At 60.8% G+C, this 21,923-nt stretch carries 25 protein-coding genes; 12 read left to right on the top strand and 13 right to left on the bottom strand.

The window, feature by feature from the left end; genetic code table 11:
• Positions 1-22: 22 nt before the first annotated feature.
• The 3 genes from FXN63_RS11505 to FXN63_RS11495 are packed head-to-tail and all read left to right on the top strand — an operon-like array spanning position 23 to position 2,929.
• Positions 23-925 carry a MipA/OmpV family protein gene (locus FXN63_RS11505; protein WP_148814944.1) on the top strand — a complete coding sequence of 301 codons (903 nt, stop codon included), beginning with the start codon at positions 23-25 and terminating at the stop codon, positions 923-925.
• On the top strand, positions 922-1,599 hold the full coding sequence (locus FXN63_RS11500) for a response regulator transcription factor (protein WP_148814942.1): 678 nt from the start codon (positions 922-924) through the stop codon (positions 1,597-1,599). The genes FXN63_RS11505 and FXN63_RS11500 overlap by 4 nt, the downstream gene beginning before the upstream one ends.
• Positions 1,592-2,929, top strand: a complete 1,338-nt coding sequence (locus FXN63_RS11495) for a sensor histidine kinase (RefSeq protein WP_246165181.1) — start codon at positions 1,592-1,594, stop codon at positions 2,927-2,929. The genes FXN63_RS11500 and FXN63_RS11495 overlap by 8 nt, the downstream gene beginning before the upstream one ends.
• Here the strand turns inward: FXN63_RS11495 and FXN63_RS11490 are convergent.
• From FXN63_RS11490 to FXN63_RS11480, 3 genes are all read right to left on the bottom strand, one after another.
• Positions 2,863-3,564 (bottom strand): beta/alpha barrel domain-containing protein, encoded by a 702-nt coding sequence (locus tag FXN63_RS11490; RefSeq protein WP_148814938.1) that lies wholly within the window; start codon positions 3,562-3,564, stop codon positions 2,863-2,865. The two genes, FXN63_RS11495 and FXN63_RS11490, sit on opposite strands and share 67 nt — an antisense overlap.
• Positions 3,565-3,630: 66 nt before the next feature.
• On the bottom strand, positions 3,631-4,248 hold the full coding sequence (locus FXN63_RS11485) for a DUF6436 domain-containing protein (RefSeq protein WP_222864037.1): 618 nt from the start codon (positions 4,246-4,248) through the stop codon (positions 3,631-3,633).
• A 2-nt stretch (positions 4,249-4,250) separates the two neighbouring features.
• Positions 4,251-4,520, bottom strand: a complete 270-nt coding sequence (locus FXN63_RS11480; protein ID WP_148814936.1) for a hypothetical protein — start codon at positions 4,518-4,520, stop codon at positions 4,251-4,253.
• A 128-nt stretch (positions 4,521-4,648) separates the two neighbouring features.
• Between FXN63_RS11480 and FXN63_RS11475 the strand changes: the two genes are divergently transcribed.
• Positions 4,649-4,897, top strand: a complete 249-nt coding sequence (locus tag FXN63_RS11475; protein WP_148814934.1) for a hypothetical protein — start codon at positions 4,649-4,651, stop codon at positions 4,895-4,897.
• A gap of 8 nt (positions 4,898-4,905) precedes the next feature.
• On the opposite strand, the gene FXN63_RS11470 is transcribed toward FXN63_RS11475, so the two are convergent.
• On the bottom strand, positions 4,906-6,321 hold the full coding sequence (locus tag FXN63_RS11470) for an aminotransferase-like domain-containing protein (RefSeq protein ID WP_148814933.1): 1,416 nt from the start codon (positions 6,319-6,321) through the stop codon (positions 4,906-4,908).
• Between the two features lie 166 nt (positions 6,322-6,487).
• Between FXN63_RS11470 and cyoA the strand changes: the two genes are divergently transcribed.
• Genes cyoA through cyoD form a run of 4 tightly spaced genes read left to right on the top strand, consistent with a single transcriptional unit; the run spans position 6,488 to position 10,382 of the window.
• Positions 6,488-7,390, top strand: coding sequence for a ubiquinol oxidase subunit II (cyoA, locus tag FXN63_RS11465; protein ID WP_148814932.1), 903 nt, complete (start codon positions 6,488-6,490; stop codon positions 7,388-7,390).
• A 7-nt stretch (positions 7,391-7,397) separates the two neighbouring features.
• Positions 7,398-9,371, top strand: a complete 1,974-nt coding sequence (gene cyoB, locus FXN63_RS11460; protein ID WP_148814930.1) for a cytochrome o ubiquinol oxidase subunit I — start codon at positions 7,398-7,400, stop codon at positions 9,369-9,371.
• Between the two features lie 2 nt (positions 9,372-9,373).
• A complete protein-coding gene (gene cyoC, locus FXN63_RS11455; protein ID WP_148814928.1) occupies positions 9,374-10,033 on the top strand; it encodes a cytochrome o ubiquinol oxidase subunit III in 660 nt (219 codons plus the stop codon).
• Between the two features lies 1 nt (position 10,034).
• Positions 10,035-10,382 (top strand): cytochrome o ubiquinol oxidase subunit IV, encoded by a 348-nt coding sequence (gene cyoD / locus FXN63_RS11450; RefSeq protein WP_148814925.1) that lies wholly within the window; start codon positions 10,035-10,037, stop codon positions 10,380-10,382.
• 89 nt (positions 10,383-10,471) lie between these two features.
• Here the strand turns inward: cyoD and FXN63_RS11445 are convergent, their stop codons facing one another.
• Complete coding sequence (locus tag FXN63_RS11445; protein ID WP_246165108.1) at positions 10,472-10,873, bottom strand: VOC family protein; 402 nt, start codon at positions 10,871-10,873, stop codon at positions 10,472-10,474.
• Between the two features lie 75 nt (positions 10,874-10,948).
• Between FXN63_RS11445 and FXN63_RS11440 the strand changes: the two genes are divergently transcribed.
• From FXN63_RS11440 to yghU, 4 genes are all read left to right on the top strand, one after another.
• The gene (locus FXN63_RS11440; RefSeq protein WP_148814923.1) at positions 10,949-11,428 is read left to right on the top strand and encodes a VOC family protein; all 480 of its coding nucleotides are present in this window, start codon (positions 10,949-10,951) and stop codon (positions 11,426-11,428) included.
• Between the two features lie 231 nt (positions 11,429-11,659).
• On the top strand, positions 11,660-12,265 hold the full coding sequence (locus FXN63_RS11435; RefSeq protein WP_148814921.1) for a TetR/AcrR family transcriptional regulator: 606 nt from the start codon (positions 11,660-11,662) through the stop codon (positions 12,263-12,265).
• 41 nt (positions 12,266-12,306) lie between these two features.
• Positions 12,307-13,347, top strand: coding sequence for an MBL fold metallo-hydrolase (locus tag FXN63_RS11430; protein WP_148814919.1), 1,041 nt, complete (start codon positions 12,307-12,309; stop codon positions 13,345-13,347).
• Between the two features lie 79 nt (positions 13,348-13,426).
• Complete coding sequence (gene yghU / locus FXN63_RS11425) at positions 13,427-14,266, top strand: glutathione-dependent disulfide-bond oxidoreductase (RefSeq protein ID WP_148814917.1); 840 nt, start codon at positions 13,427-13,429, stop codon at positions 14,264-14,266.
• Between the two features lie 84 nt (positions 14,267-14,350).
• Here the strand turns inward: yghU and FXN63_RS11420 are convergent, their stop codons facing one another.
• From FXN63_RS11420 to FXN63_RS11385, 8 genes are all read right to left on the bottom strand, one after another.
• Positions 14,351-14,764 carry a SirB2 family protein gene (locus FXN63_RS11420; RefSeq protein ID WP_148814915.1) on the bottom strand — a complete coding sequence of 138 codons (414 nt, stop codon included), beginning with the start codon at positions 14,762-14,764 and terminating at the stop codon, positions 14,351-14,353.
• 3 nt (positions 14,765-14,767) lie between these two features.
• Positions 14,768-15,208, bottom strand: coding sequence for a CopD family copper resistance protein (locus FXN63_RS11415; RefSeq protein WP_148814913.1), 441 nt, complete (start codon positions 15,206-15,208; stop codon positions 14,768-14,770).
• Between the two features lie 132 nt (positions 15,209-15,340).
• On the bottom strand, positions 15,341-15,760 hold the full coding sequence (locus tag FXN63_RS11410) for a group III truncated hemoglobin (protein ID WP_148814911.1): 420 nt from the start codon (positions 15,758-15,760) through the stop codon (positions 15,341-15,343).
• Between the two features lie 202 nt (positions 15,761-15,962).
• Complete coding sequence (gene phnX / locus FXN63_RS11405) at positions 15,963-16,787, bottom strand: phosphonoacetaldehyde hydrolase (RefSeq protein WP_148814909.1); 825 nt, start codon at positions 16,785-16,787, stop codon at positions 15,963-15,965.
• A 62-nt stretch (positions 16,788-16,849) separates the two neighbouring features.
• Positions 16,850-17,971: a TIGR03364 family FAD-dependent oxidoreductase gene (locus FXN63_RS11400; RefSeq protein ID WP_148814907.1), complete on the bottom strand. Its 1,122-nt coding sequence runs from the start codon at positions 17,969-17,971 to the stop codon at positions 16,850-16,852.
• Between the two features lie 28 nt (positions 17,972-17,999).
• Positions 18,000-19,721, bottom strand: a complete 1,722-nt coding sequence (locus FXN63_RS11395) for a putative 2-aminoethylphosphonate ABC transporter permease subunit (RefSeq protein ID WP_148814905.1) — start codon at positions 19,719-19,721, stop codon at positions 18,000-18,002.
• Positions 19,718-20,809, bottom strand: coding sequence for a putative 2-aminoethylphosphonate ABC transporter ATP-binding protein (locus tag FXN63_RS11390; protein WP_148814903.1), 1,092 nt, complete (start codon positions 20,807-20,809; stop codon positions 19,718-19,720). The genes FXN63_RS11395 and FXN63_RS11390 overlap by 4 nt, the downstream gene beginning before the upstream one ends.
• 5 nt (positions 20,810-20,814) lie before the next feature.
• Complete coding sequence (locus FXN63_RS11385; protein WP_148814901.1) at positions 20,815-21,858, bottom strand: putative 2-aminoethylphosphonate ABC transporter substrate-binding protein; 1,044 nt, start codon at positions 21,856-21,858, stop codon at positions 20,815-20,817.
• Positions 21,859-21,923 lie beyond the last annotated feature (65 nt).

Genomic DNA, 21,923 nt, shown 5'->3' with positions numbered 1-21,923 from the left:
ACAGCCGCCAAGGCAAATCGCCATGCATCCCGCCACGCATTCCGCCCGAGATATCGCCCTGACTGGTGTTTCAGGCAGCACCACACTCAGCGATGCACGAATTACTCCGGCATCCCGTCGCGCCAGACACGCCCGACGCGCAGTCAATCTGGCGCGCCTGTCTTCGCTTGCCGCCGCACTGAGCTGCACCCTGCCCGCCATGGCGCAAGCACCGGGCGGCAACGGTCAGCCGTCAACCACGTGGTCGGTGGGCGCGGGTGTCATCAGCGCGCAAAAGCCCTACACCGACATCAGTCGCGACAACAAGGTGCTGCCGCTGGTGCAGTTCGAAAACCAGTACATCGAAATATTCGGCCCCAAGATCGGACTGAAGCTGCCCAGCTTCAATATCAACGCATCCAACCAACTCAATTTCAACCTGGTGGCCAAGTACGACGGCAGCGGTTACGAAGCCAAAGATGCGGCGATCCTGAACGGCATGCGCGAACGCAAGGGAGGCTTCTGGGGTGGCGCCGAAGTGGAATGGAAGAACGATCTGGCCGACGTGAAAGCCGCGTGGCTGGGCGATCTGTCGGGCAACAGCAAAGGCCAGCAGTTCAGCCTGGGGGTGGAACGAACCTGGAAGGTGGGCGGCAAACTGATGCTCACGCCGCGTGCGGGGGCCATCTGGCAAGACGATAAATACGTCGACTACTATTTCGGCGTACGCGACAGCGAAGCCCGCGTGGGCCGTGCTGCCTATACCGGCAAATCCGGCACCACCGCTGAAGTCGGACTGCGTGCCATCTACATGATCGATCAACGACACTCCCTGTTCGCAGACCTTGCGATGTCGAGCCTGCCAAAGAGCATCAAGAACAGCTCGCTGGTCGACAGCTCCACCGAGAACCGCGTGATGCTTGGATATACCTACCGCTTCCAATGAGCCGAATCCTCCTGATCGAAGACCATGAGCGTCTTGCCACGCTCATACACAAGGGCCTGAGCGCAGCAGGCATTGGTGTCGACGTGTGCGACCGTATCGATGCGGCGTGGACATCGCTTCAACAGATGCCTTATGACGCTCTGGTCCTCGATCGGGGGTTGCCCGACGGCGACGGGCTGGCCTTGCTGCAAAAGCTGCGCAATGCCGGGCATCGCGTGCCCTGCCTGGTGCTGACGGCGCGCGATGCCTTGCATGACCGCATCGAAGGCCTGGATGCCGGCGCAGACGATTACCTGCCCAAGCCCTTCGCGATGGACGAAATGGTGGCGCGCGTGCGTGCGCTGCTGCGCCGTCCCGTGGATTTCCGCTCGCTGGATCCCAGTCACGGCGACCTGACGCTGCACACCAGCAACAGCGAGCTGTCAAACGGGGACGAGCGCGTCACCCTGGCCCCTGCCGAGGTGCACATCATGCTGCTGCTCTTGCGCAAACCCGGCGAGGTTGTCCGTCGCAGCGCGCTGGAAGCGGCGGCATGGGGACTGAGCGACGCGGTTACCCCGAATGCGCTCGATGTCGCGGTGCACCGCATTCGCCGCAAGCTGCTGGCCATCGATTCATGCCAGCGCATCGTCAACGTCAGGGGCTTGGGGTATGCGCTTCGTGAAAATGAATAGCCTGCGCACGAAAGTCCTGCTGGCCTACGTTGCCGGCCTGGTCATGAGCATGGTGCTGCTGCTGTTGGCAGGCATCGTGGCGGTTCAAGGCAATGTGCTGGTCAGACTGGACTTTGCCGATCTGGCCAGCGAAATGGCCGAGGACCTCAGGTTCGACAGCAACGGCAGACCCGTTGGCATGAACCCCGACGAATACGACATGTTGTGGGTGCTTGATAGCCTGCGGCGGGAAATCGCCTATCGGGTGCTGGACGACACCGGACAAGTGGCCTTTCAGGCGAATGCGGACGATACCCTCTGGCCAAATGAAGGAGATGTGCGCCAGTTGAAGCGCTTGCGCTTTGATCTCAAGCGCGATGGCACCGATATGCTTGCTGCCACCGAGCCCATCGTGCACGACGGAAAGACCTGGTATTTCCAGTTGGCCGTCAGCCACCGAATGATGAGCTTGCTGCACCGTGTTGCCATGCCCTTGGTTGTCACGGGCATCATCGTGTTCAGCCTGATTCTGCTGGTGGCGCTGGGTCTGTGTGCCTACATCAGCTTGCGCTACACCCTGAAGCCGCTCAGAAAAGTATCGGATTCTGCCGCCGCCATTTCGCCACGTTCCATGCACGCCCGGCTTGATACACGGACCATTCCCGCCGAGATCGCACCGTTGGTGGACAGCTTCAATCGGGTGCTGGAACGCCTTGAACAGGGCTACCGCGTGCAAAAGGAATTTCTCGGCAACGCCGCCCACGAACTGAAGACCCCGCTTGCATTGATTCGGGCACAGATCGAACTGATGGGCGACGGCAACGAAGACTGCAAATTTCTGCTGGGCGACGTCGAGTACATGACGCGCCAAGTGCAGCAGTTGCTGCTGCTGGCCGAGGCAAGCGAAGTCCGCAACTACGTTTTCACGGTCGTCCGCCTGGAAAATGCCGCCAACGAGGCCGTCTCTTACTTGCAGCGCATGGCCGAAGCCGCTGATGTCTGCTTGGTGGTGACGGCAACTAACGCCGATGTCACCTGGCAAGCCGATCGCGGCGCGCTGTTCACCCTATTGAAAAACCTGCTGGAAAACGCCATCCAGCACGCCCCGGCGCAGACCACTGTCAGCATAGACATACAGCACGACGCCATGACCGTGCGAGACATGGGGCCTGGCGTAGACCCGGCGCAAATCCCCTTGCTGTTCGAGCGATTCTGGCGCGCCAAACACCGACGCGATCTTGGCGCGGGGCTGGGTCTGGCTATCTGCCAGGAAATTGCGCTGGCTCATGGCTGGCAGCTGACTGCCGAACGTGCCGAGCCAGGATTGCGGTTCCGGTTGTCGAGCAAATAGACCCGTCCGGTGGTTTCCTTTGCGGCTGCCATAAGTTGCCGCGCGCGGGTCGTGACCGCGCCATAGTCGTCGCCCATATGCGTGGTCAGGTCTGCGCCGACGGCAACGGCGATCACACCAGGCACCAGCCAGTCTCTCAGCGTTGCCAGCCCGGCCCCGCCACCGGGCATGAACACGGCTTGCGGAAACGCGCTGATCAAATGGGCGAGGTGTTGTGGCCCAAGGCTGGCCGCAGGAAAAATCCTGACGATGTCGGCACCGGCTTCCAGCGCCGTGACGACTTCCGTTGGCGTGAATGTGCCTGGCATGGACACCACGCCATAACGTGAACACATGCGCACGACATCGGCGTTCACCACTGGAGACGCCACAAAAGACGCCCCCATCTGGATGGCTGAACGCGCGGTTGGCGCATCCAATACCGTGCCGGCACCAATCGTCAAACCGCCGCCAAGCAAGGCCAGGCTTTCGACGACATCCAGGCCGCAAGGCGTCGTCATCGCGATTTCAAGGCAGTCGATCCCACCGTCGATGCAGGCCAAGGCTGTCCGATGGGCAGCGTCTGGGTTGGATTCCCGAATGACGGCAACGATTCGGGACGTGCGAAGGCGATGAAGCGTGTCGATTTTTTTCACGACGTTGTAGTTCCTGTTGCGTCAGCGGGCCGGGTCAAGCATGGAGCAACACGCATAGACTGAACCTCACGTTTTTGCCCAAGGGCAATAGCACCCGATTGCCAGCAATCCAAATGGTTCTGTCGTCTCTCCTGCCACCAGCTTGTCGATGATTGGCTCAACAAAACTGTTGGCGGACGTGCAGACCACACCCAGGCTGTAAGGGCCGGCAAAGGCCAACCTGCCTTCTGCATCCCAGATGGCAACAAACGGACTGGCCGGAATGCTGGCCATGCCGTCAATCGCATCCAAGGCTTGCAGCTTGCCCTGCAAAAAGGCAGGCAATTCTCCAGTGGTTCCCGGTTTTCTGACGCTGTAGAAGTCAATGTTGGCGCGGCGGTACATGCTGATCAGATAGCTCAGATGCGCACTGGTCTCGCGGTTGCAGGTGCTGCATTCCGGGTCCCAGAAATGGACCAGGCGAATGCGTCCGGTTGCGCCTGCCAGCGCTGCGGGCAGACGCAAATCGGCATCGCCAAAGACAACCGCTTTTTCAGAAAAAGCGCGTTGCCCGCCCATGCCGAAGTATTGCCACAGGGCAATTGCTGCCACGCTCATGATCGCAATGCCCATCACAATAAAAATGCGGAAAGCGTGACGCCGCAGCAAGCTGCTGGGTGCGAAAAGAGACAGGTGCAAAGCCATGCTCAGGGCCTCTCACCAAACTTGTAGACGTACTGCTTTTGCATCTCGCGGCAAGCGTCGTGCTGCGCACTACGGGAAATGGCAGATCGATCCGGGTCCGTGCTGCGCGTCCAGCATTGACGGACGGCATGCGCTTCGGCGGCCTGAACTTCTGCGGTCTGCGGACGGGTACACACATAAACCAAGGCCGCGAGCATCAACAACACAAAGCCGCCACAGGCTGCCATCACCACGTGAAACTTTGCGCGCTCGTGCCGAAAAGTGGCAGACATTGCTTACCCACGAAAATCCATACAAGATTATATTGTTCCACAAACAAGATTATTTTGTATGGACAACGCGCAGACAAGATGTCGACGCCAAGCTGCGCAATTGTTTCAGCAATCAATGAAGGACGCGGATGACCGCCACCGTAAACATCCAGACAAGCCGCGTCGCGGCAGTAGATGCGCAAGGCCAGCAGGTAAGCGTCGAGTGTCAGACTGTGTTGGTTCAACGCCCTGGCAAAGAGGACGAGACCAGTCGTCGGTATCACTACGACCATTCACACGTACGTGAGCAGGCCAACGGGGTGTTGGTTGTGCTGGCTACAGGCGAGGAATTGCGGCTGAGCCCGCAGACCGGCCAGAACCTGACCCCTGCGGGCTGATACGGCGACTAGACAATCGCCCCGGTACGCTGACGCGGATCGCTGGCCAGAATTTCGGCGAGTTTTTCCAGTGCAGCCTTCAGGCTGGCCTGATCGCTTGCACCGCCCAGCGACACACGAATGGCATGCGGCGGCACATCCTCGAAGCTGAACGCGTCCGAGCTGGCCACACCCAGATTGCGCTCGCGTGCAGTCTGGATCAGACGGTACTGGTCCAGCTTCGGCGACAGCCCAAGCCACAGGTGCAGGCCGTAAGGATGAGAATGCAAAATGCCGGGAAGAATCCGCGCGGCAATTTTCTGGCGCTGGGCCAGTTCCTGGCGGATTTTCTGCAAGATATCGCCAGCCTGGCCCGTGCCTATCCAGTGCGTCGCCATCGCCACCATCGCGTGCGGAGCCATCAGGGTGACCGCACGCAATGCGTCCAGAATCGGTTCCAGCGGCTCGGATGGCGGCACCACCAGGTAACCGGTGCGCAGGCCCGGGGCCAGACATTTGGACAGGGTCGATATATAGAACACCGGCGCGCCTTCGCCGGATTGCAGGGTTGCCAGCGGTGGCGGCGCATCGCCGGCCAGCAGCCAGTACGGATCGTCTTCGACAATCGCCACGCCATGCCGGCTGGCCACCTTGTAGATGTCTGCACGCCGCTGCGCGGACAGCGTGGTGGCCATCGGGTTGTGAATGGTCGGGATCAGGTAGATCAGGCGCGGGCGCGCCGTCTGGCAAACCCGGTCCAGGTCATCCGGCAACATGCCTTCGTCGTCTGACGCAACCGGTGCCACCCCCCGCTGCAGCACCCGTGCCGCCGCCAGAAAACCGGGATAGGTCAGGCCGTCGGCCGCAATCATGTCGCCGGGTTGTGTGCGCGCCAGCATCAAGGCCGTCAATGCCGACTGGGCACCCGGACAGACCACCACACGATCGGCACTGACTGCACCCAGCACCGGCCGTAGCCAGACAGCGGCCGCCTCGCGATCGGTGCGCGCCCCTGCCCCCACGTGGTAGCTCATCAGATCGCCGCCGCCCAATTGCTCGCGAAGGCTCGTCATACCGGTGTCCATCAGCCGTGTGAACGCGGGGCTCATCAACAGCGGCGGAATGTTCATGCCCAGATCGACGGTCCTGTCGCCGTCCGACACCGAACTGGCAATGAACGTGCCCCCTGCCCCATGCGCATCCAGCAACCCCGCAGTTCGCACCTCGGTGTAGGCGCGGGTAACCGTCGTCAGATCAACACCCATGGCCTGCGCCAAGTCCCGCTGGGGCGGCAGCCTGTCACCCGGACGCAGCACGCCGTCATCGACCGCCGCAATGATCTGACGCGCGATCTGCAGATAACGAGAGCCAGCGCCGTCTTCGAACGGCCGTATCCAGGCGCGATTGGGGTTCTTGAGCTTGCGGCCGGGGGACTGCTTGTCCATGCGAGGTCATGCCTCCTGTTTGAATCCGTACATGAATGCCATACAATTCTATTTTGTATGGTTTTGTTTTAGCCTTGCATGGCTACCTGTCACCGGGTGAGCGCTGCGCCAGTGTAACGACTCGCCCTGCCCCGCCGCTCGCAACCCACCTCTACGAGGTCTACGCATGAACACTTGCTGGAACCGCATACGCCATGTGCTTGCCGCCTTCGTCCTATTGAGCCTTGCCGGCTGCGACTGGGCGCTCTTCAACTCCAAGGGTGCCGTCGGCATTGCCCAGCGCGATCTGATCATCGTCTGCATCGGGCTGATGCTGTTCGTCGTGGTCCCGGCCATCGTGCTGTCGTTTGCATTCGCCTGGCACTTCCGAGCCTCGAACAAACGGGCTCGCTATACCCCCGACTGGTCACATTCGACGCGCATTGAAGCCGTTGTCTGGGGTGTGCCCCTGATCATCATCGCCATCCTGTCCGTCATTGTCTGGCGCTCGACGCACGAACTCGATCCCTACAAACCCTTGGACATTGCCGGCAAACCCCTGCATGTCGAGGTCATTGCCACGGACTGGAAGTGGGTGTTTGTCTATCCCGACCTGGGCATCGCAACCATCAACCAGCTGCATTTCCCGGTTGGTCGTCAGTTGGTATTCGACATCACGTCCAACTCGACCATGAACACCTTCTTTATCCCGCAACTGGGTGGACAGGTCTACGCCATGGCCGGCATGCGCACCAAGCTGCACCTGGTCGCCAACGAAGCCGGTGAATTCCGTGGCCTGTCGGGCAATTACAGCGGGCACGGGTTCTCGAAGATGCAATTCACCGCCACGGCAACCTCGGACGCCGACTTCGAACGCTGGGTGAACCAGGTTCGCAGCGGTCCGGTGCATCTGGGTTTCGAGGCCTTCCAACGCATTGCAAAACCCACGCAGGGTCATGCCGTCGTGCATTTCTCGCAAGTGGAACCCGGACTGTTCAAAAAAGTGATCGACCAATTCACCGGCGTTGGCGAGAACGCCAACCCCCAGGCGGCCATGCACGTCCAGCCGTCTGAGACATCGAAGGAGTAAGCCCGTCATGTTCGGAAAATTGACATTGGGCGCGGTTCCCACACACGACCCGCTTATCGTGGTCACCCTGATAACCATGGTGCTGGGCGGCGCTGCGCTGCTGGCAGCCCTGACCTACTTCAAACAATGGGGCCGCCTGTGGCGCGACTGGTTCACCACCGTGGACCACAAGCGCATTGGCATCATGTACGTGGTGGTTGCCCTGGTGATGCTGGTGCGCGGCTTTGCCGACGCTCTGCTGATGCGTGCACAACTTGCCGCAGCGGGCCCGGGCAGCGATGGTTTCCTGCCGCCCGAACACTACGACCAGATCTTCACCGCCCACGGCGTGATCATGATCTTCTTCGTGGCCACCCCCTTGGTGGTGGGCTTGATGAACATCATCGTGCCGCTGCAGATCGGCGCACGCGACATGGCCTTCCCGTTCCTGAACGCATTCAGTTTCTGGATCTTCGTGGTCGGCGCAGCACTGATGATGATCTCGCTGGCGCTCGGTGAATTTGCCATGACCGGCTGGGTGGCGTATCCGCCGCTGTCGGGCATCGAGTTCAGTCCGGGGGTGGGGGTCGATTACTACATCTGGGCTTTGCAGGCGTCTGGGGTCGGAACACTGCTGACCGGCGTGAACCTGTTCATCACCATCTTGAAGATGCGTGCGCCAGGCATGACGCTGATGAAAATGCCGGTCTTCACCTGGACGGTGTTCGTCACCAGCGTAATCATCATTGCCGCCTTCCCGATTCTGACGGTGGCACTGGGCGCGTTGACGCTGGATCGGTATCTGGACTTCAACTTCTACACCACCACGCTCGGCGGCAACCCGATGATGTACGTAAACCTGGTGTGGGCCTGGGGCCACCCCGAGGTCTACATCCTGGTGCTGCCTGCATTTGGCATTTTCTCGGAAATCACGGCGACGTTTTCTCGCAAGAAGCTGTTCGGCTACACATCCATGGTGGGGGCGACGCTTGCCATCGGCATTCTGTCCTTCGTCGTCTGGCTGCACCACTTCTTCACCATGGGGTCGGGCGCAAGCGTCAACGCCTTCTTCGGCATCATGACGATGATCATCGCCATCCCGACCGGGGTGAAGATATTCACGTGGCTGTTCACCATGTACGGCGGGCGCGTCACCTTCACCACGCCCATGCTGTGGACGCTGGCCTTCCTGGTCACCTTCACCATCGGCGGCATGACCGGTGTGCTGCTGGCGATTCCGGGTGCCGACTTCCTGCTGCACAACAGCCTGTTCCTGGTTGCCCACTTCCACAACACCATCATCGGTGGTGCGCTGTTTGGCTACTTTGCCGGCCTGGTGTACTGGTTCCCGAAGGTCTTCGGTTTCACCTTGAACGAGCGCCTGGGCAAGTATTCATTCTGGTGCTGGATCATCGGTTTCTATCTGGCCTTCATGCCGCTGTACATGCTGGGCTTCATGGGCATGACGCGTCGCCTGAACCAGCACGACAATCCTGCCTGGCAGCCCTACCTGTACACGGCTTTTGCCGGCGCGCTGTTCATCCTGGCGGGCATCGTCTTCCTGCTGGTGCAGATCTACGTCAGCGTGCGTGATCGCAAACAGAATCTCGACACCAATGGCGACCCCTGGGACGCCCGCACGCTGGAATGGGCGACGGCATCGCCCCCGCCCTTCTACAACTTCGCGGTGGTGCCCAAGGTAAACGCCCTTGACGCCTTCCACGAAGCCAAGAAGCGTGGCCTGCCGCCCGCACCCAGCCGCTACGAACCCATCCACATGCCGCGCAATACCGGCGTGCCGTTCATCGTCAACGTGTGGATTCTGGCGCTGTGCTTTGCGTTGGTGTGGCACATCTGGTGGCTGGCCGGCGCAAGCTTCGTTGCCATGATCGCCACCTTCATCGTGCGTTCCTACGACGAGGACACGGACTACTACGTGCCCTCGGACGAAGTGGCGCGTATTGAAAACCTGCGCATCAGCGCACTCGAATACAAGGGCTGATCATGTCGACGTTGACCTACAAAGAATCGGACGGCGCGTTTCTGGCTGATCCCCATGCGGACGTTCGTGAGCATGCTCATGACCACGCGCATGATCACGCACACGACCAAGGTTCGATGAAAGTCATGGGCATGTGGGTGTACCTCATGTCCGACTGCATCTTGTTCGGTTCGCTGTTCGCTTCGTATGCGGTGCTCAGCAACGCCTTCGCAGGTGGCCCCACCGGCAGCGAGCTGTTCTCGCTGCCCTTCATCCTGGTCGAAACCTTCGTGCTGCTGTTCTCCAGCATCACCTATGGCTACGCCATGCTTGCGGTGCATCGTGTCGACAAGACCAGCGCCATGCGTTGGCTGGGTGTCACCTTCACGCTTGGCCTGGCCTTCATCGCTATGGAAATCTACGAGTTCCATCACCTGATCTCGATCGGCGCAGGCCCGACCCGCAGCGCCTACCTGTCGTCCTTCTTTGCGCTGGTGGGCACCCACGGCCTGCACGTGGCCGGCGGCTTGATCTGGATGGCCGTGCTGATGCACCAACTGCATCGCCGTGGCCTGACTGCCACCAACGTCACGCGTCTGTCTTGCCTGAGCTTGTTCTGGCACTTCCTTGACCTGGTGTGGATCTGCGTCTTCACCTTTGTCTATCTGTTCGGAGTCTTCTGACATGGGCCACGCAGCCAATCCACACACATCGACCACGCGCGCCGGTGAAAGCCACGGCAGCGCGAAATCCTATCGGACCGGCTTCCTGCTGTCGGCACTGCTGACCATCGTGCCCTTCATGCTGGTGATGTATCCGGTGCTGTCGCGCCCGTCGACCATGCTGGTGCTGGTGGGCTTCGCCGTTGCGCAGATCGTGGTGCAGTTGGTCTACTTCCTGCACATGAACCGATCGTCCGAAGGCGGCTGGAACCTGGCAAGCTTTGTGTTCACGCTGGTGATTCTGTTCATCGTGGTGGCCTTGTCGATCTGGATCATCTGGAGCATGCACTTCCACATGATGATCAATTGACGCAGAGCCTCCTGCCGCGATAGTGCATGCTGCGCCGCCTGGCGGCGCAGCTACCCTTGCTGTTCGAAAGCGTCTGGCGCGCTGCTTGATTAGCGTTGCATCGCAACTTCATTCAGGCCGATAGTGCAACCGAACGGGTCAAGCAGCATGGCTGCCCTGCCCCCTGGCGCCGTCTGAATTGGCCCGCGATATAAAGTCGCACCCTTGTTCACCAAGAACAGGATCGCCTCATCCATGCTGTCGACTTGCCAGTAGACGGTGGTACCGCCAGCCCCTCCAGGACATTTCTTGTCCAAGGGGTGGAAGCCAAGCGTCATGTCAGGCAAGACAACGTATGCATAGCATGGGTTTTCGTATTCAACATCGACATCAAATATGTCGGCATACCAACCAGCTGCCGCAGCAATATCAAGAACAAACAAGACAACCGAGTCAATACGCTTTAGCAAACCCATTATGTGATTCTTGGTTGAAGCAAGTGGAAGAGCCATGCTACCGCCTATCGCAGTCGTCGTTGTCAAGATCGAGGCTACGATCCAAAGTGTGATTCTCCCAGGAGAAGCGACATGGCCAGCAAAAACACGATCTGCCTCTGGTACGACGGCACCGCGCTGGACGCGGCAAACTTCTACGCCAACACCTTCCCCGACAGTGCGGTCACCGCCGTCCACCAAGCGCCCGGCGATTACCCCGACGGCAAAGCGGGCGACGTGCTGACGGTCGAGTTCACCGTCATGGGCATCCCTTGCCTGGGCTTGAACGGCGGGCCGATCTTCAAGCACAGCGAAGCCTTTTCATTCCAGATTGCCACCGACGACCAGGCCGAAACCGACCGCCTGTGGAACGCCATCGTTGATAACGGCGGCCAGGAAAGCGAGTGCGGCTGGTGCAAGGACAAATGGGGACTGTCGTGGCAGATCACGCCACGCGTGCTGACCACCGCCATCGCCGACCCGGATCGCGCCGCGGCCAAGCGCGCGTTCGAGGCCATGATGACAATGCGAAAAATCGATGTCGCGAAGATCGAGGCGGCTTGGCGGGGGTGAAACCCGAGGCGACGTCTACATCCGAGCGTGCCTGAGAATACAAAATTGACAAATCAGGTCCATATTGTAAATATGGTGACCTGCACCATCTGCTGACGCGCTCGCTAAACATGGGCGATCCAACAGGTGGACTGTGTGCGTTATGCACCATCTGTCAGGTTTGTCCATGCCCGCTCCCTACCCTGCGTTCACTGCGCTACCCATCCGCGGCGGTGTTGCCGAGCCCATCCAATGATGGCCCCCAACACCGACCGACGCGTGCTCATCATGGAATCGGCCGTTGGCGTGTTCCTGCGCTACGGCTATCGAAAGACATCGATGGACGACTTGGCGCGCGCCGCTGGCATCTCTCGCCAGGGCTTGTACCTGCACTTCCCGTCAAAAGACGAACTCTTCACACAGGCCGCCACCTGGTTTGCGCAGCAAGGCCTTGCTGCCATGCAGGCGGCGCTGGCGCGTGAAGATCTTTCACTGGAAGAACGATTGATCGGCGCATTCGACGCCTTGCATGCGCAGCGCGACGGGTCGCAGATGTCGCTGGAACACATGAACGAGATCGTTGCGACGGCGCGGCAGTTGGTCGGGCCGGTGCTGGAAGCATTCGATCAAACGCTGGTCGACGCATTGACGCAGGCAATCCAGGCCGGTGGCGCAGACGCCCCGTGGCGCGAGGCCGGCCTGACAGCCAAGGCGCTTGCGCAGCACCTGCACGCGGCATCGCATGGGTTGAAGCACTACGCACGCACCAAAGACGAGTATGAAGCCGGCATCCGCACGGCGGTGCGCCTGATACTCGGCCAGCCAGGCCCCACCGCGCCGATTGTGCCCACGAACTGACGCGCACGTCTCGCCATCTTCTCTGGATAGGAATCCTCGCCATGTCCGTGTTTTCTTTATGCGCCTGCGTCACCACGCCGACCGCCAATCCCCAATCGCCGCAGCAACGCGACGGCAGTTATCACAACGTCGTGCCGCGCGCCCCCATCGGGTTTCTGAAGACCCTGGCGATCAGCTGGAAATTCCTGACCGGCAAGAAAGAAAACACCGTGCCGCAGATGCCGATTCCGGTCCAGGCGCTGACCACCGCGGCGCTGCTCGATGCACCGGACAACAGCCTGTTCCGCCTGGGTCATTCGACCCTGTTGCTGAAGCTGGATGGCGAATTCTGGCTGACCGACCCGGTATTTTCCGAGCGTGCGTCGCCTGTGCAGTGGGCCGGTCCCAAACGATTCCATGCGCCGCCCATCGACATCGACGACCTGCCCCCGATCAAGGGCGTGATCCTGTCGCACGATCACTACGACCACCTGGACTACGCTGCCGTGCAACGCCTGGCACCGAAGGTCGAGGTGTTTGTCACCCCGCTGGGCGTGGGCCAGCGTCTGATCGCATGGGGCATCGACCCCGCACGTGTCCGGCAACTGGACTGGTGGGACACCACCACCGTCGGTGGCGTAAGGCTTGCGGCCGTACCCGCACAGCACTTCTCCGGCCGCAGCCTGACCGATAGCGATCGCACGTTGTGGGCCTCGTGGGTCATCATGGCCGGCGACCTGCGGATTTTCTTCAGCGGCGACACCGGCTACCACGCAGACTTCAAGACCATCGGCGACCGCTACGGTCCGTTTGACGTGACGATGATCGAGACGGGTGCCTACGACCTGCAGTGGGCCGATGTGCACATGCAGCCGGAAGAAACACTGCAGGCGCATCTGGACTTGAAAGGCCGCTGGTTGCTGCCCGTGCACAACGGCACCTTCGACTTGGCACTGCATGCCTGGAGCGAGCCTTTCGAGCGGATTCAGGCGCTGGCAAATGCACGTGGCGTGCAGTTGGCTACACCCGTGATGGGCGAGCGGCTGGCTCTGGATGCGCCGCATGCGGGTGCGACATGGTGGACGATGCAGGTCGAACGCTAACCAGCATGGCTCATTGCCTCACTCGCCCTGTAAGCTGGCTAAATGGCGTAATCGCCCTCAACCATCCCAAGGTTTCTGAATGAGCACCACTCCGTACATCCCGCCCGCCGTCTGGCAACCCGTCACGTCGGGCGGCACCTTTGCCAATATCAACCGCCCTGTTGCCGGCCCTACTCACGACAAGGTCTTGCCCGTCGGCAAGCACCCTTTGCAGCTCTATTCACTGGCCACGCCCAACGGGGTGAAGGTCACCATCTTGCTCGAAGAACTGCTGGCGCTGGGGCACACCGGTGCCGAATACGACGCCTGGTTGATCCGCATCTCGGACGGTGACCAGTTTTCCAGTGGCTTTGTCGACATCAATCCGAACTCGAAAATTCCTGCGCTGGTGGATCGAAGCGCGGACACGCCGGTGCGGGTGTTCGAATCTGGATCGATTCTGCTTTATCTGGCCGAGAAATTTTCCAGCTTCCTGCCCTCTGATCTGGCAGGCCGGACGGAAACACTGAACTGGCTTTTCTGGCAGATGGGGTCGGCACCCTATCTGGGCGGTGGCTTCGGGCACTTCTATGCCTATGCGCCCGAGAAGTTCGAATACGCCATCAACCGTTTTGCAATGGAAACCAAGCGCCAGCTCGATGTGCTGGATCGCCGGCTGTCAGAAAGCCGCTACTTAGCCGGTGATACCTACACCATTGCCGATATCGCCGTGTGGCCGTGGTACGGCGCGCTGGTGAAGAATCAGGTCTATTCCGCGGCGCAATTCCTGTCGGTGCACGAGTATCCCAACCTGATGCGCTGGACCGATGAGATCGCCGCCCGTCCTGCCGTCATTCGGGGCAAGCGCGTCAATCGCACCTGGGGCGATGAGGCGGATCAGTTGCCTGAACGGCATCAGGCGTCCGATCTGGATCGATGATCGAGAGGCTATTGCCGCCTGCCTGAGTTGATGACGGTAAGCGCAGGACGGCAAGCTCAGGCCGGTAAGCTCACGGCTGTAAGTTCAATACGCCAAGCCCACGATCCGAAGAAAACCCAATGGATCGTGGGTTCGCGCAATCGCGATCATCATCAGAAAACACGTCAGCGCCGCCATGAACGCCAGCGCCTTGCCCGCCCTGCTGGGTGCGCGCTTCAGCGCCAGGGTGCCGAACACGATGTAGGCCACCAGCAGCCCCAGCTTGGCTTGCAGCCACGGCGTGGCGAACGGATTCAGCTGCAAAGTGGCCAACAGCAGCAAGGCTGCGGCAAGCAAGGCGGTGTCGATCACTTGGCTTGCACGGCGCACCGGCGTCGACATGGGCAGGCTTGCTCCCAGCAACACACCCACACCACGACACGCAAACAGGCCGCCACTGAGCATCGCCAACCCGATGTGGCTTGCCTTGATCAACGGATAGACGTCAGCCAGTGCCATGAATCACCATTGCAGATAGAACATGGCCTTGGCCAGCACCACGATGGTCAGCACGTGGCAGAACACACTTAGATGCAGTCTGTGCGAACGCCGCCCACCTAATACCCCGCGCCGCCGCCACAACATTGCGGCGACGAAGTGGCCAAAGACACTTGCCGCAAGCGCGATCTTGATCGTCAGCAACAGCCCGAAGCTGCTGGCAAGCGGTTGCGCCAGCGCAGCACGGTGTTGCCAGGCCAGACCCAGGCCCGCTGCATACAGCGTCAACAGCACCCAGGGCATGACGGCGGTGGTGCGATTGCCGATCGCCGCCTCCACGGCACGCATGATCCCGGGCGGCAGATGCTTGCGGACACCTTCCAGCACAATGACTTCGAAGAAGACGGTGCCTGCGAATGCAATCGCGGCGAGCAGATGCAATGCGAGCAATACGCCGTAGTTCATTGAGGCTGCCTGTGCTGCACACGCGCGCAGCGGCCTTGCGTGCAGCAAAAATCCACGCGGTAGATGTGCGTGCAACAGGCCCGAATGAAGCAGGTTCGCATGTGTCGGATTCTCTGGGGGCGATCTCGCCGCTCAGTCCTGACCAAGCGGTTTTGCCAACCCGTCGGGATCACGGCTGATCTGATAACCAAACCACAGGCTTTGCGCAATACGCTCAGCCATTGCGCACGCGTGTTCGCTCATCACTTGATTGCTTTGCGTCGCCGCGTTCTCACGGAACAGATGCAGCCAGCGCTGGAACAGCGCTTCAGACAAGCCCGGCAACACCGCATGCTTGGGCATCGGCGTGCCAGAAAACCGGCCGGTGCGGCGCAGGATGGACGACCAGAAGTCAACCAGCTTCGCCAGGTGTTTGTCCCAATCGTCGATGTGGGCGTCGAAGATCGGCCCGAGCACCTCATCTTGGCGCACGCGCGTATAGAAGGTATGTACAAGCGCGGTGACTTCGGCCTCGGTGCAGAAGTCATTGCCGGGGGTAAGGGGCTGCGTCATTCGTCGTCATGGGCTGGCAGGGTCAGCGTTGACTATATCCCGCCATCCACCATCAGCCGGCGCACGCGCTGCGCCTTCTGTGATCTATGTCAACGCCAGTGATCTACGCCAGCACCTATGGCCACACCGTCGTCGCGTCCATTCACCAAGACGAAAGCAACTGCCCATCCCTCACCTGATGCAACAGTCGCCACCAACACCGTCAGGGCTTGATGCCCTTTGCCAGCTTCTCGGCAATCTCGTCCATTACCGGCAGCAAGTCGGCTACTGAGTCGATCACATAATGCGCGCCAGCGTCGCGCAGTTTGGCGCTCGCAATCTCGCGGCGAGTTTGCTGCTCTGCAGGCGACAGCGCCTCCCACTCATGCAACTGCAGGCCCATTGCGTTTCCGCTGACAGACACCCCAACCGTCCAGGTGCCTGCATGCAAGCCTTCCAGAATGCCGACCTCGGTGTCGTCCACCTTCACCACGGTAGCCGGCCACCACACGCCCAGGTCGGCAAAACAGCGGTACATCATCAGCGGGGACGGTCGGCCAGACACCAGATCACCGGCACACACCAGGTTGTCCGGCAGGTATCCGCCCGCCTGAGCCAGCGGCGTGACAATGTCCATGATCGGACGGTTGTAACCAGTGGTCGAGCCGATTTTCAGACCGCGCGCACGCACGGCTGCCACGGTGTCCAAGGCACCCGGAATGAAGTCGGCGAAGTCGCCCACCACTGCCGCGTTCATCGGCGTGAAGACTTTGTATAAGTGGTCGATATCGGCATCGGAAAAAGGCTTGCCGTGCTTGTTTTCCCATTGCGCGGCAACCTCGGGGAGCAGACTCAATGCCTTGATGTGATCCCACTTCGCCACACCCATCGGGCCACGCGCCTGTTCGATGCTGATATCGATGCCGAACTGCTCGAACAAGCGCACGAACGCGCCCATGGGTGCGCATGAACCGAAGTCCATGATGGTGCCGGCCCAATCGAAAACGACGGCGCTGAGCTCAGTGCGGGAGGGTTGGGTGTTTGTCATGATGAATCCAGGTGGAACAGGCTTACTGGAACGGCTTACTGGAGCGGCTTACCCAAGCAGGCTTACCAGTCGCCAAAAGTGTCTTCGGCAATGCCGAACGCAGTGCTTGCGCCAGTACCGCTGGTAACGATCACCAATCGGGTGGCATCGTCGGGCTTGTCGATGATGCAGTCGGTGTGGGCCGCAGACGGATAGATGCCCACCCAGCGTTCGGTCACTGTCGATGCTTTCAGCTTCAAGGTATCGTGCAGGTGACGCAGAATGAGTTCGTCCACGCGCTGACTGGCGAAGGGTTCCGGCGCGGCGCTGTAGTGGTGCGAATCTCCCACCACCAGCGAGCCATCAGCGCTTTGCACCACGATCAGGTGAATGCCGTTGTCGAGCGACTCACCTTCTTCTGCCCGAATCTGCGTCAGCAGCTTCTCTGCGGCCGGCAGTTTGCTGTAGCCGTGGTAGCGCACCAGGCTCAGGTCGGCCATGACGGAACCGGGCAGTTTGAAGCCGGGTTCCGGCATGACACGCAGCATGTGCAGCAGGCACAGGCGCAGGTTGTGAGGCACCAGACGTTCGGCAAACAAGCCGTTGATGTCGGTGTTGGTGCAGACCACCACACGTTCTGCATGCAGCACCGCGCGCGAGGTCTGTACGCGCGGCGTGGCCACTTCCAACACCGCCTCGCTGAACCGGAAGACCACGCCGTGGGCATCGGCCAGCCATTTGGCAAGCAGGCCGATGGCAGTGCGCGACTCCACGCGCATTTCATGCGGGCTGTAGAGCACGCCTTGCGCGCCATCCAGCTCCAGCACAGGCGCGCGCCTGGCAGCCTCGGCCACGTCGAGCAATTCGCAGGATTCGCCCATCTCGGTGGCCATGAATTCTTCCAGCACCGTCAAGGCCTGCGGCCGGAACGCGGTCAGATACAGGCCGTGGTGTACGGCTTCGATACCGGCCTGGGGCGCAACTTCGCCCCACACTTCGCGGGCACGGCGCGCACGACGCCAGGTGTCGCCTGCGCCTTGGCCGGTGACGGTGATGAAACCGAAATTGCGGATCGATGCGCCCACGCACGCCGCATCACGCTCGACGACGCATACTTTCAGGCCGCGTTTGGCAGCGGTGTAGGCATGAGCCAGGCCGACGATGCCGGCACCGACGACGATCACATCAAAGGTGTTGTTGTTCATATCTTGATCAAGAAGCGTTGAGAACCGTTCATCGCGCGGGCGCTCGCCAGGCCTGGGTGCGACGATCCACCAGGCGGCCGACCAGCATGTACAGCAGCGTGACCACCGCCGAGGTCGCAGCGATCAGCACTGCCATTGCCGCGGCAGGCCCGGTGTCGCCGGCTTCGTCCAGGTTCAGAATGGCGACCGAGGCCAGCTTGGTGTCGGGTGAATACAGGAACACCACTGCCGAGATCGTGGTCATGGCGTTGATGAAGAAATAGCGCGATACGTCCAGCAGCACTGGCATGCAGATCGGCAAGGTCACACGCCAGAAGGTCTTGTAAAGCGGCACTTTCAAAGACGCGGACACCGCTTCGAATTCGGCATCGAGCGCTTTCAATGCGGTCACCACGGTCAGATGGCCCGTGGTGTAGAAATGCACCACCGTGCACAACACCATCAGCGGCAACGTCTGGTACATGAAATTCAGCGGATTGGCCTGGGCGTTGAAAAAGAAGATGTAGCCCAGGCCCAGCACCAGGCCGGGTACTGCCATTGGCAACATGGCAACCAGGCGTATCACCGGCCGCAGTGCATCGAAGCCGCGCGTCTTCTCAAGCAGATAGGCACCGACGAAAACCACCACGGTACCGACCACGGCCGTGCTGGCGGCCAGCTTCACGCTATTGATCAGCGCGTCGCCCAGTTCTGCATCGACCAAACCCGAGATGTAGTGATTCAGGCTGGGCGTCAGGTTGTAGGGCCACAGCTTGGCAAAGGACGCGAACACCGCCATGCCGAACATGGCCAGCACCAGGCCCACGATGACCAGGCAATACACCAGCATGGCCGCGTCGAACCCGCGAGCAGGTTTGGGCACCAGGGGCACGGCGCGTGCCGTCAGCGTGGCGGTCTGCTTGCGCTGCACCAGCCAGTCAATGCCGAAGGTCAGCACGGCGGGTAGCAACAGCAGCAAGGCCACCACCGCGCCGCGCTGGAAGTCCTGCTGGCCGATGACCAGCTTGAATACGTCGGTAGCCAGCACATTGAAGTTGCCGCCCACCACTTTTGGGATACCGAAGTCGGTGATCACCAAGGTGAAACACACCAGCGCCGCCGAGATCAGGCCGTACTTGGCACCCGGCAAGGTGATGGTGAAAAATTTGCGGATAGTGCTGGTGCCCAGCGCATCGGCTGCTTCGTACAGGCGTGCGTCGGCCAAAGACAGCGCGGTCACCAGAATCATCAACACATGCGGAAAGACTGCAAAACACTCGGCCAGCACAATGCCCGGCGCACCATAGATGCTGCTGAAACCCAGTGCCTGCCAGAATTCCTTGGCCGCGCCCTGGTTGCCGAACCAGTAGATCAGCGAAATCGCAGACAGCAGTGACGGGGCCAGCAGCGGCAACAACATCAGTGCGCGCAACAGCGGTTTGCCCGGCATGCAGCTGCGGGTCAGCGCGTATGCAAAGGTAAATGCCAGCGGCACCACGATGGCGGTCGTCAGCAAGGACACCCAGACGCTGTGCCACAGACTGGTCAGCAAAGCCGGCGATGCCAGGTAACTGGCAAACGCCGTCAGCCCCGATGTTGCCGAGCCTTCAGGCGCATCGAGTGCTTTCGACAAAATCATGATCAGCGGTGCAACCAGGCCGATGCCAAGCAGCAGCAACATGCCCAACAGGCCCAGGTTGCCCAGGCGATCGGTCCAGTGCACCCGCTGTCTTAAAGGCGCGCTGCGCACCGCCACGACTGTCGGACTCATGCGCCACCCGCTGCGCAGAACACCCGCAACCGGTCAGCGCGCAGCGCAAAGCTCACGCGGGCACCTTCATGCACATGAAACTCGTCCATCTGGTTAAGCGAATACTGCACTTGCATACGCTGGCCGCCCAGGCCATCGACTTCCACGGCCGCCAGGCAATTGCCGCCCAGAAACTCGATATGCCGCACCGTGCCCTGACAGCGGAGCGGGTCACGTTCATGCACGCCACCCACGATGCGGTCTTCCGGCCGCAAGTACAGCGCCACCTTGGCCCCCGGACGGAAATCTGCACCCGCGCCAGGCAAACATTGCAGTCGCCTGTCACCACACCGGAACCAGTGGTCGCCCTCGGCCACCGCATGCAGCCGGTTGACCTTGCCGACAAAGTCGGCAACGAAGGGCGATGCCGGTTCTCGGTACACCTCCATGGGCGTGCCTACCTGCTCGATCACACCGTGGTTCATCACCACGATGCGATCGGCCACCGACAGCGCTTCCTCTTGGTCGTGGGTCACCATGATGGTGGTCACGCCCAGCTTGCGCTGCAGGTCGCGGATTTCATTGCGCAGATGCACCCGCACGGTGGCGTCCAGCGCTGACAGCGGCTCGTCCAGCAGCAACAAGCCCGGCGAGGTCGCCAGCGCCCGCGCCAGGGCGATGCGCTGCTGCTGCCCACCCGACATCTGCGCCGGAAACTTCGCCTCGCTGCCGGGCAACCCGACCAGCTTCAGCAGTTCTGTCACCCGAGCGTCGATATGTGCCCTGCCCTGCTTGCGGTTCACCAATCCATAACTGACGTTTTTTGCGACAGTAAGATTCGGGAACAGCGCATAGGACTGGAACATGATCCCGTAATCCCGGTCGGCCGGCGGCAACACCGAGATATCACGGCCTGCCTGCACGATGGCACCCGAGGTCTGCGTCTCCAGCCCCGCCACAATGCGCAACAGCGTGGTCTTGCCGCAGCCTGACGGCCCCAGGAAACAAACGAATTCGCCCTTCTGAATCGACAGATCGATATCGTTCAGCGCGGTAAATGCCCCGAAGCGTTTGTGGATGCCACGCAGTGTGAGGTAAGCCGTGTCCATGAAGATTACTTCCGCGCTTCGCTCTTGGCGTCGTAACGGCGTGACCATTCGGCCAGCGTCGTATCACGGCTGGCTGCAGCCTTGTCGAAGTCCAGCTTGATCAGGCGCGACTCGTAATCGTCCGGGATGTTGGCCAGCTTGGGCGCAACACCGGGCTGGGCAGTGATGGCGAAGTTCTTGCCGTACAAGATCATTGCGTCTTTGGACGATGCCCAGTTGGCCAGCGCCTTCGCGGCTTCCAGCTTCTTGGTGCCCTTGTAGATGGCAAAGCCTTCCAGGTCCCAGCCCAGGCCTTCCTTCGGGAACACCAGTTCAATCGGCGCGCCCTTGGCCTTGTTGGTGTGGCCACGGTACTCAAAACTGATGCCGGCCACGTATTCGCCCGACGCTGCCATGTTGCAAGGCTTGGAACCCGAGTGCGTGTACTGGGCAATGTTCTCGTGCAGCGCGTCCATGTACTTCCAGCCGCCGCCCTTGCCGCCTTCATCGCCCCACATCTGCAACCACGACACGACATCCAGATAACCCGTGCCCGACGAAGCCGGGTTGGGCATTACCACTTGGCCCTTGAACTCGGGCTTGGTCAGATCCTTCCAGGTGGTGGGGATGGGGATGTTCTTCTTCTTGGCTTCCACCGTGTTGAAGCAGACGGTGGCACCGAACACGTCCATGCCGAACCAGGCCGGCGGGCTGCTCTTGTCGCGGTAAGCCGGCATGATCGCGTCCAGATTGACCGGCGCGAAGGGTTCGAGCATGCCGTTGCGGTTGAACAGCGCCAGGCTGGTCGCTGCCACACCCATGATCACGTCGGCCTGCGGGTTGCCCTTCTCGGCAAGCAGCTTGGCGGTGATGACACCAGTCGAGTCCCGTACCCACTTGATTTCGATGTCTGGGTTGGTCTTGTTGAAGGCCTCTTGGTAGGCCTTGAGCTGGTCGGTTTCAAGCGCGGTGTAGACCACCAGCTGCTGCTTCTGCGCGAAGGCAGCGCCGGCCGAGGCGACCAGAACAAGTCCGAATGTGGTGGAAAGAATCTGCCGAATGCGTTTCATCTTGAGGCTCCAATGTTGACGAATCGAACTGTGGTGGTCGCGCATTTCATCCGTGTGACACCAAG

The organism is Pigmentiphaga aceris (assembly GCF_008119665.1).
In the GTDB taxonomy this organism is placed as follows: domain Bacteria; phylum Pseudomonadota; class Gammaproteobacteria; order Burkholderiales; family Burkholderiaceae_B; genus Pigmentiphaga; species Pigmentiphaga aceris.
Note: the sequence above shows the minus strand (reverse complement) of the source record. Positions and strands in the feature narration are given on the sequence as shown.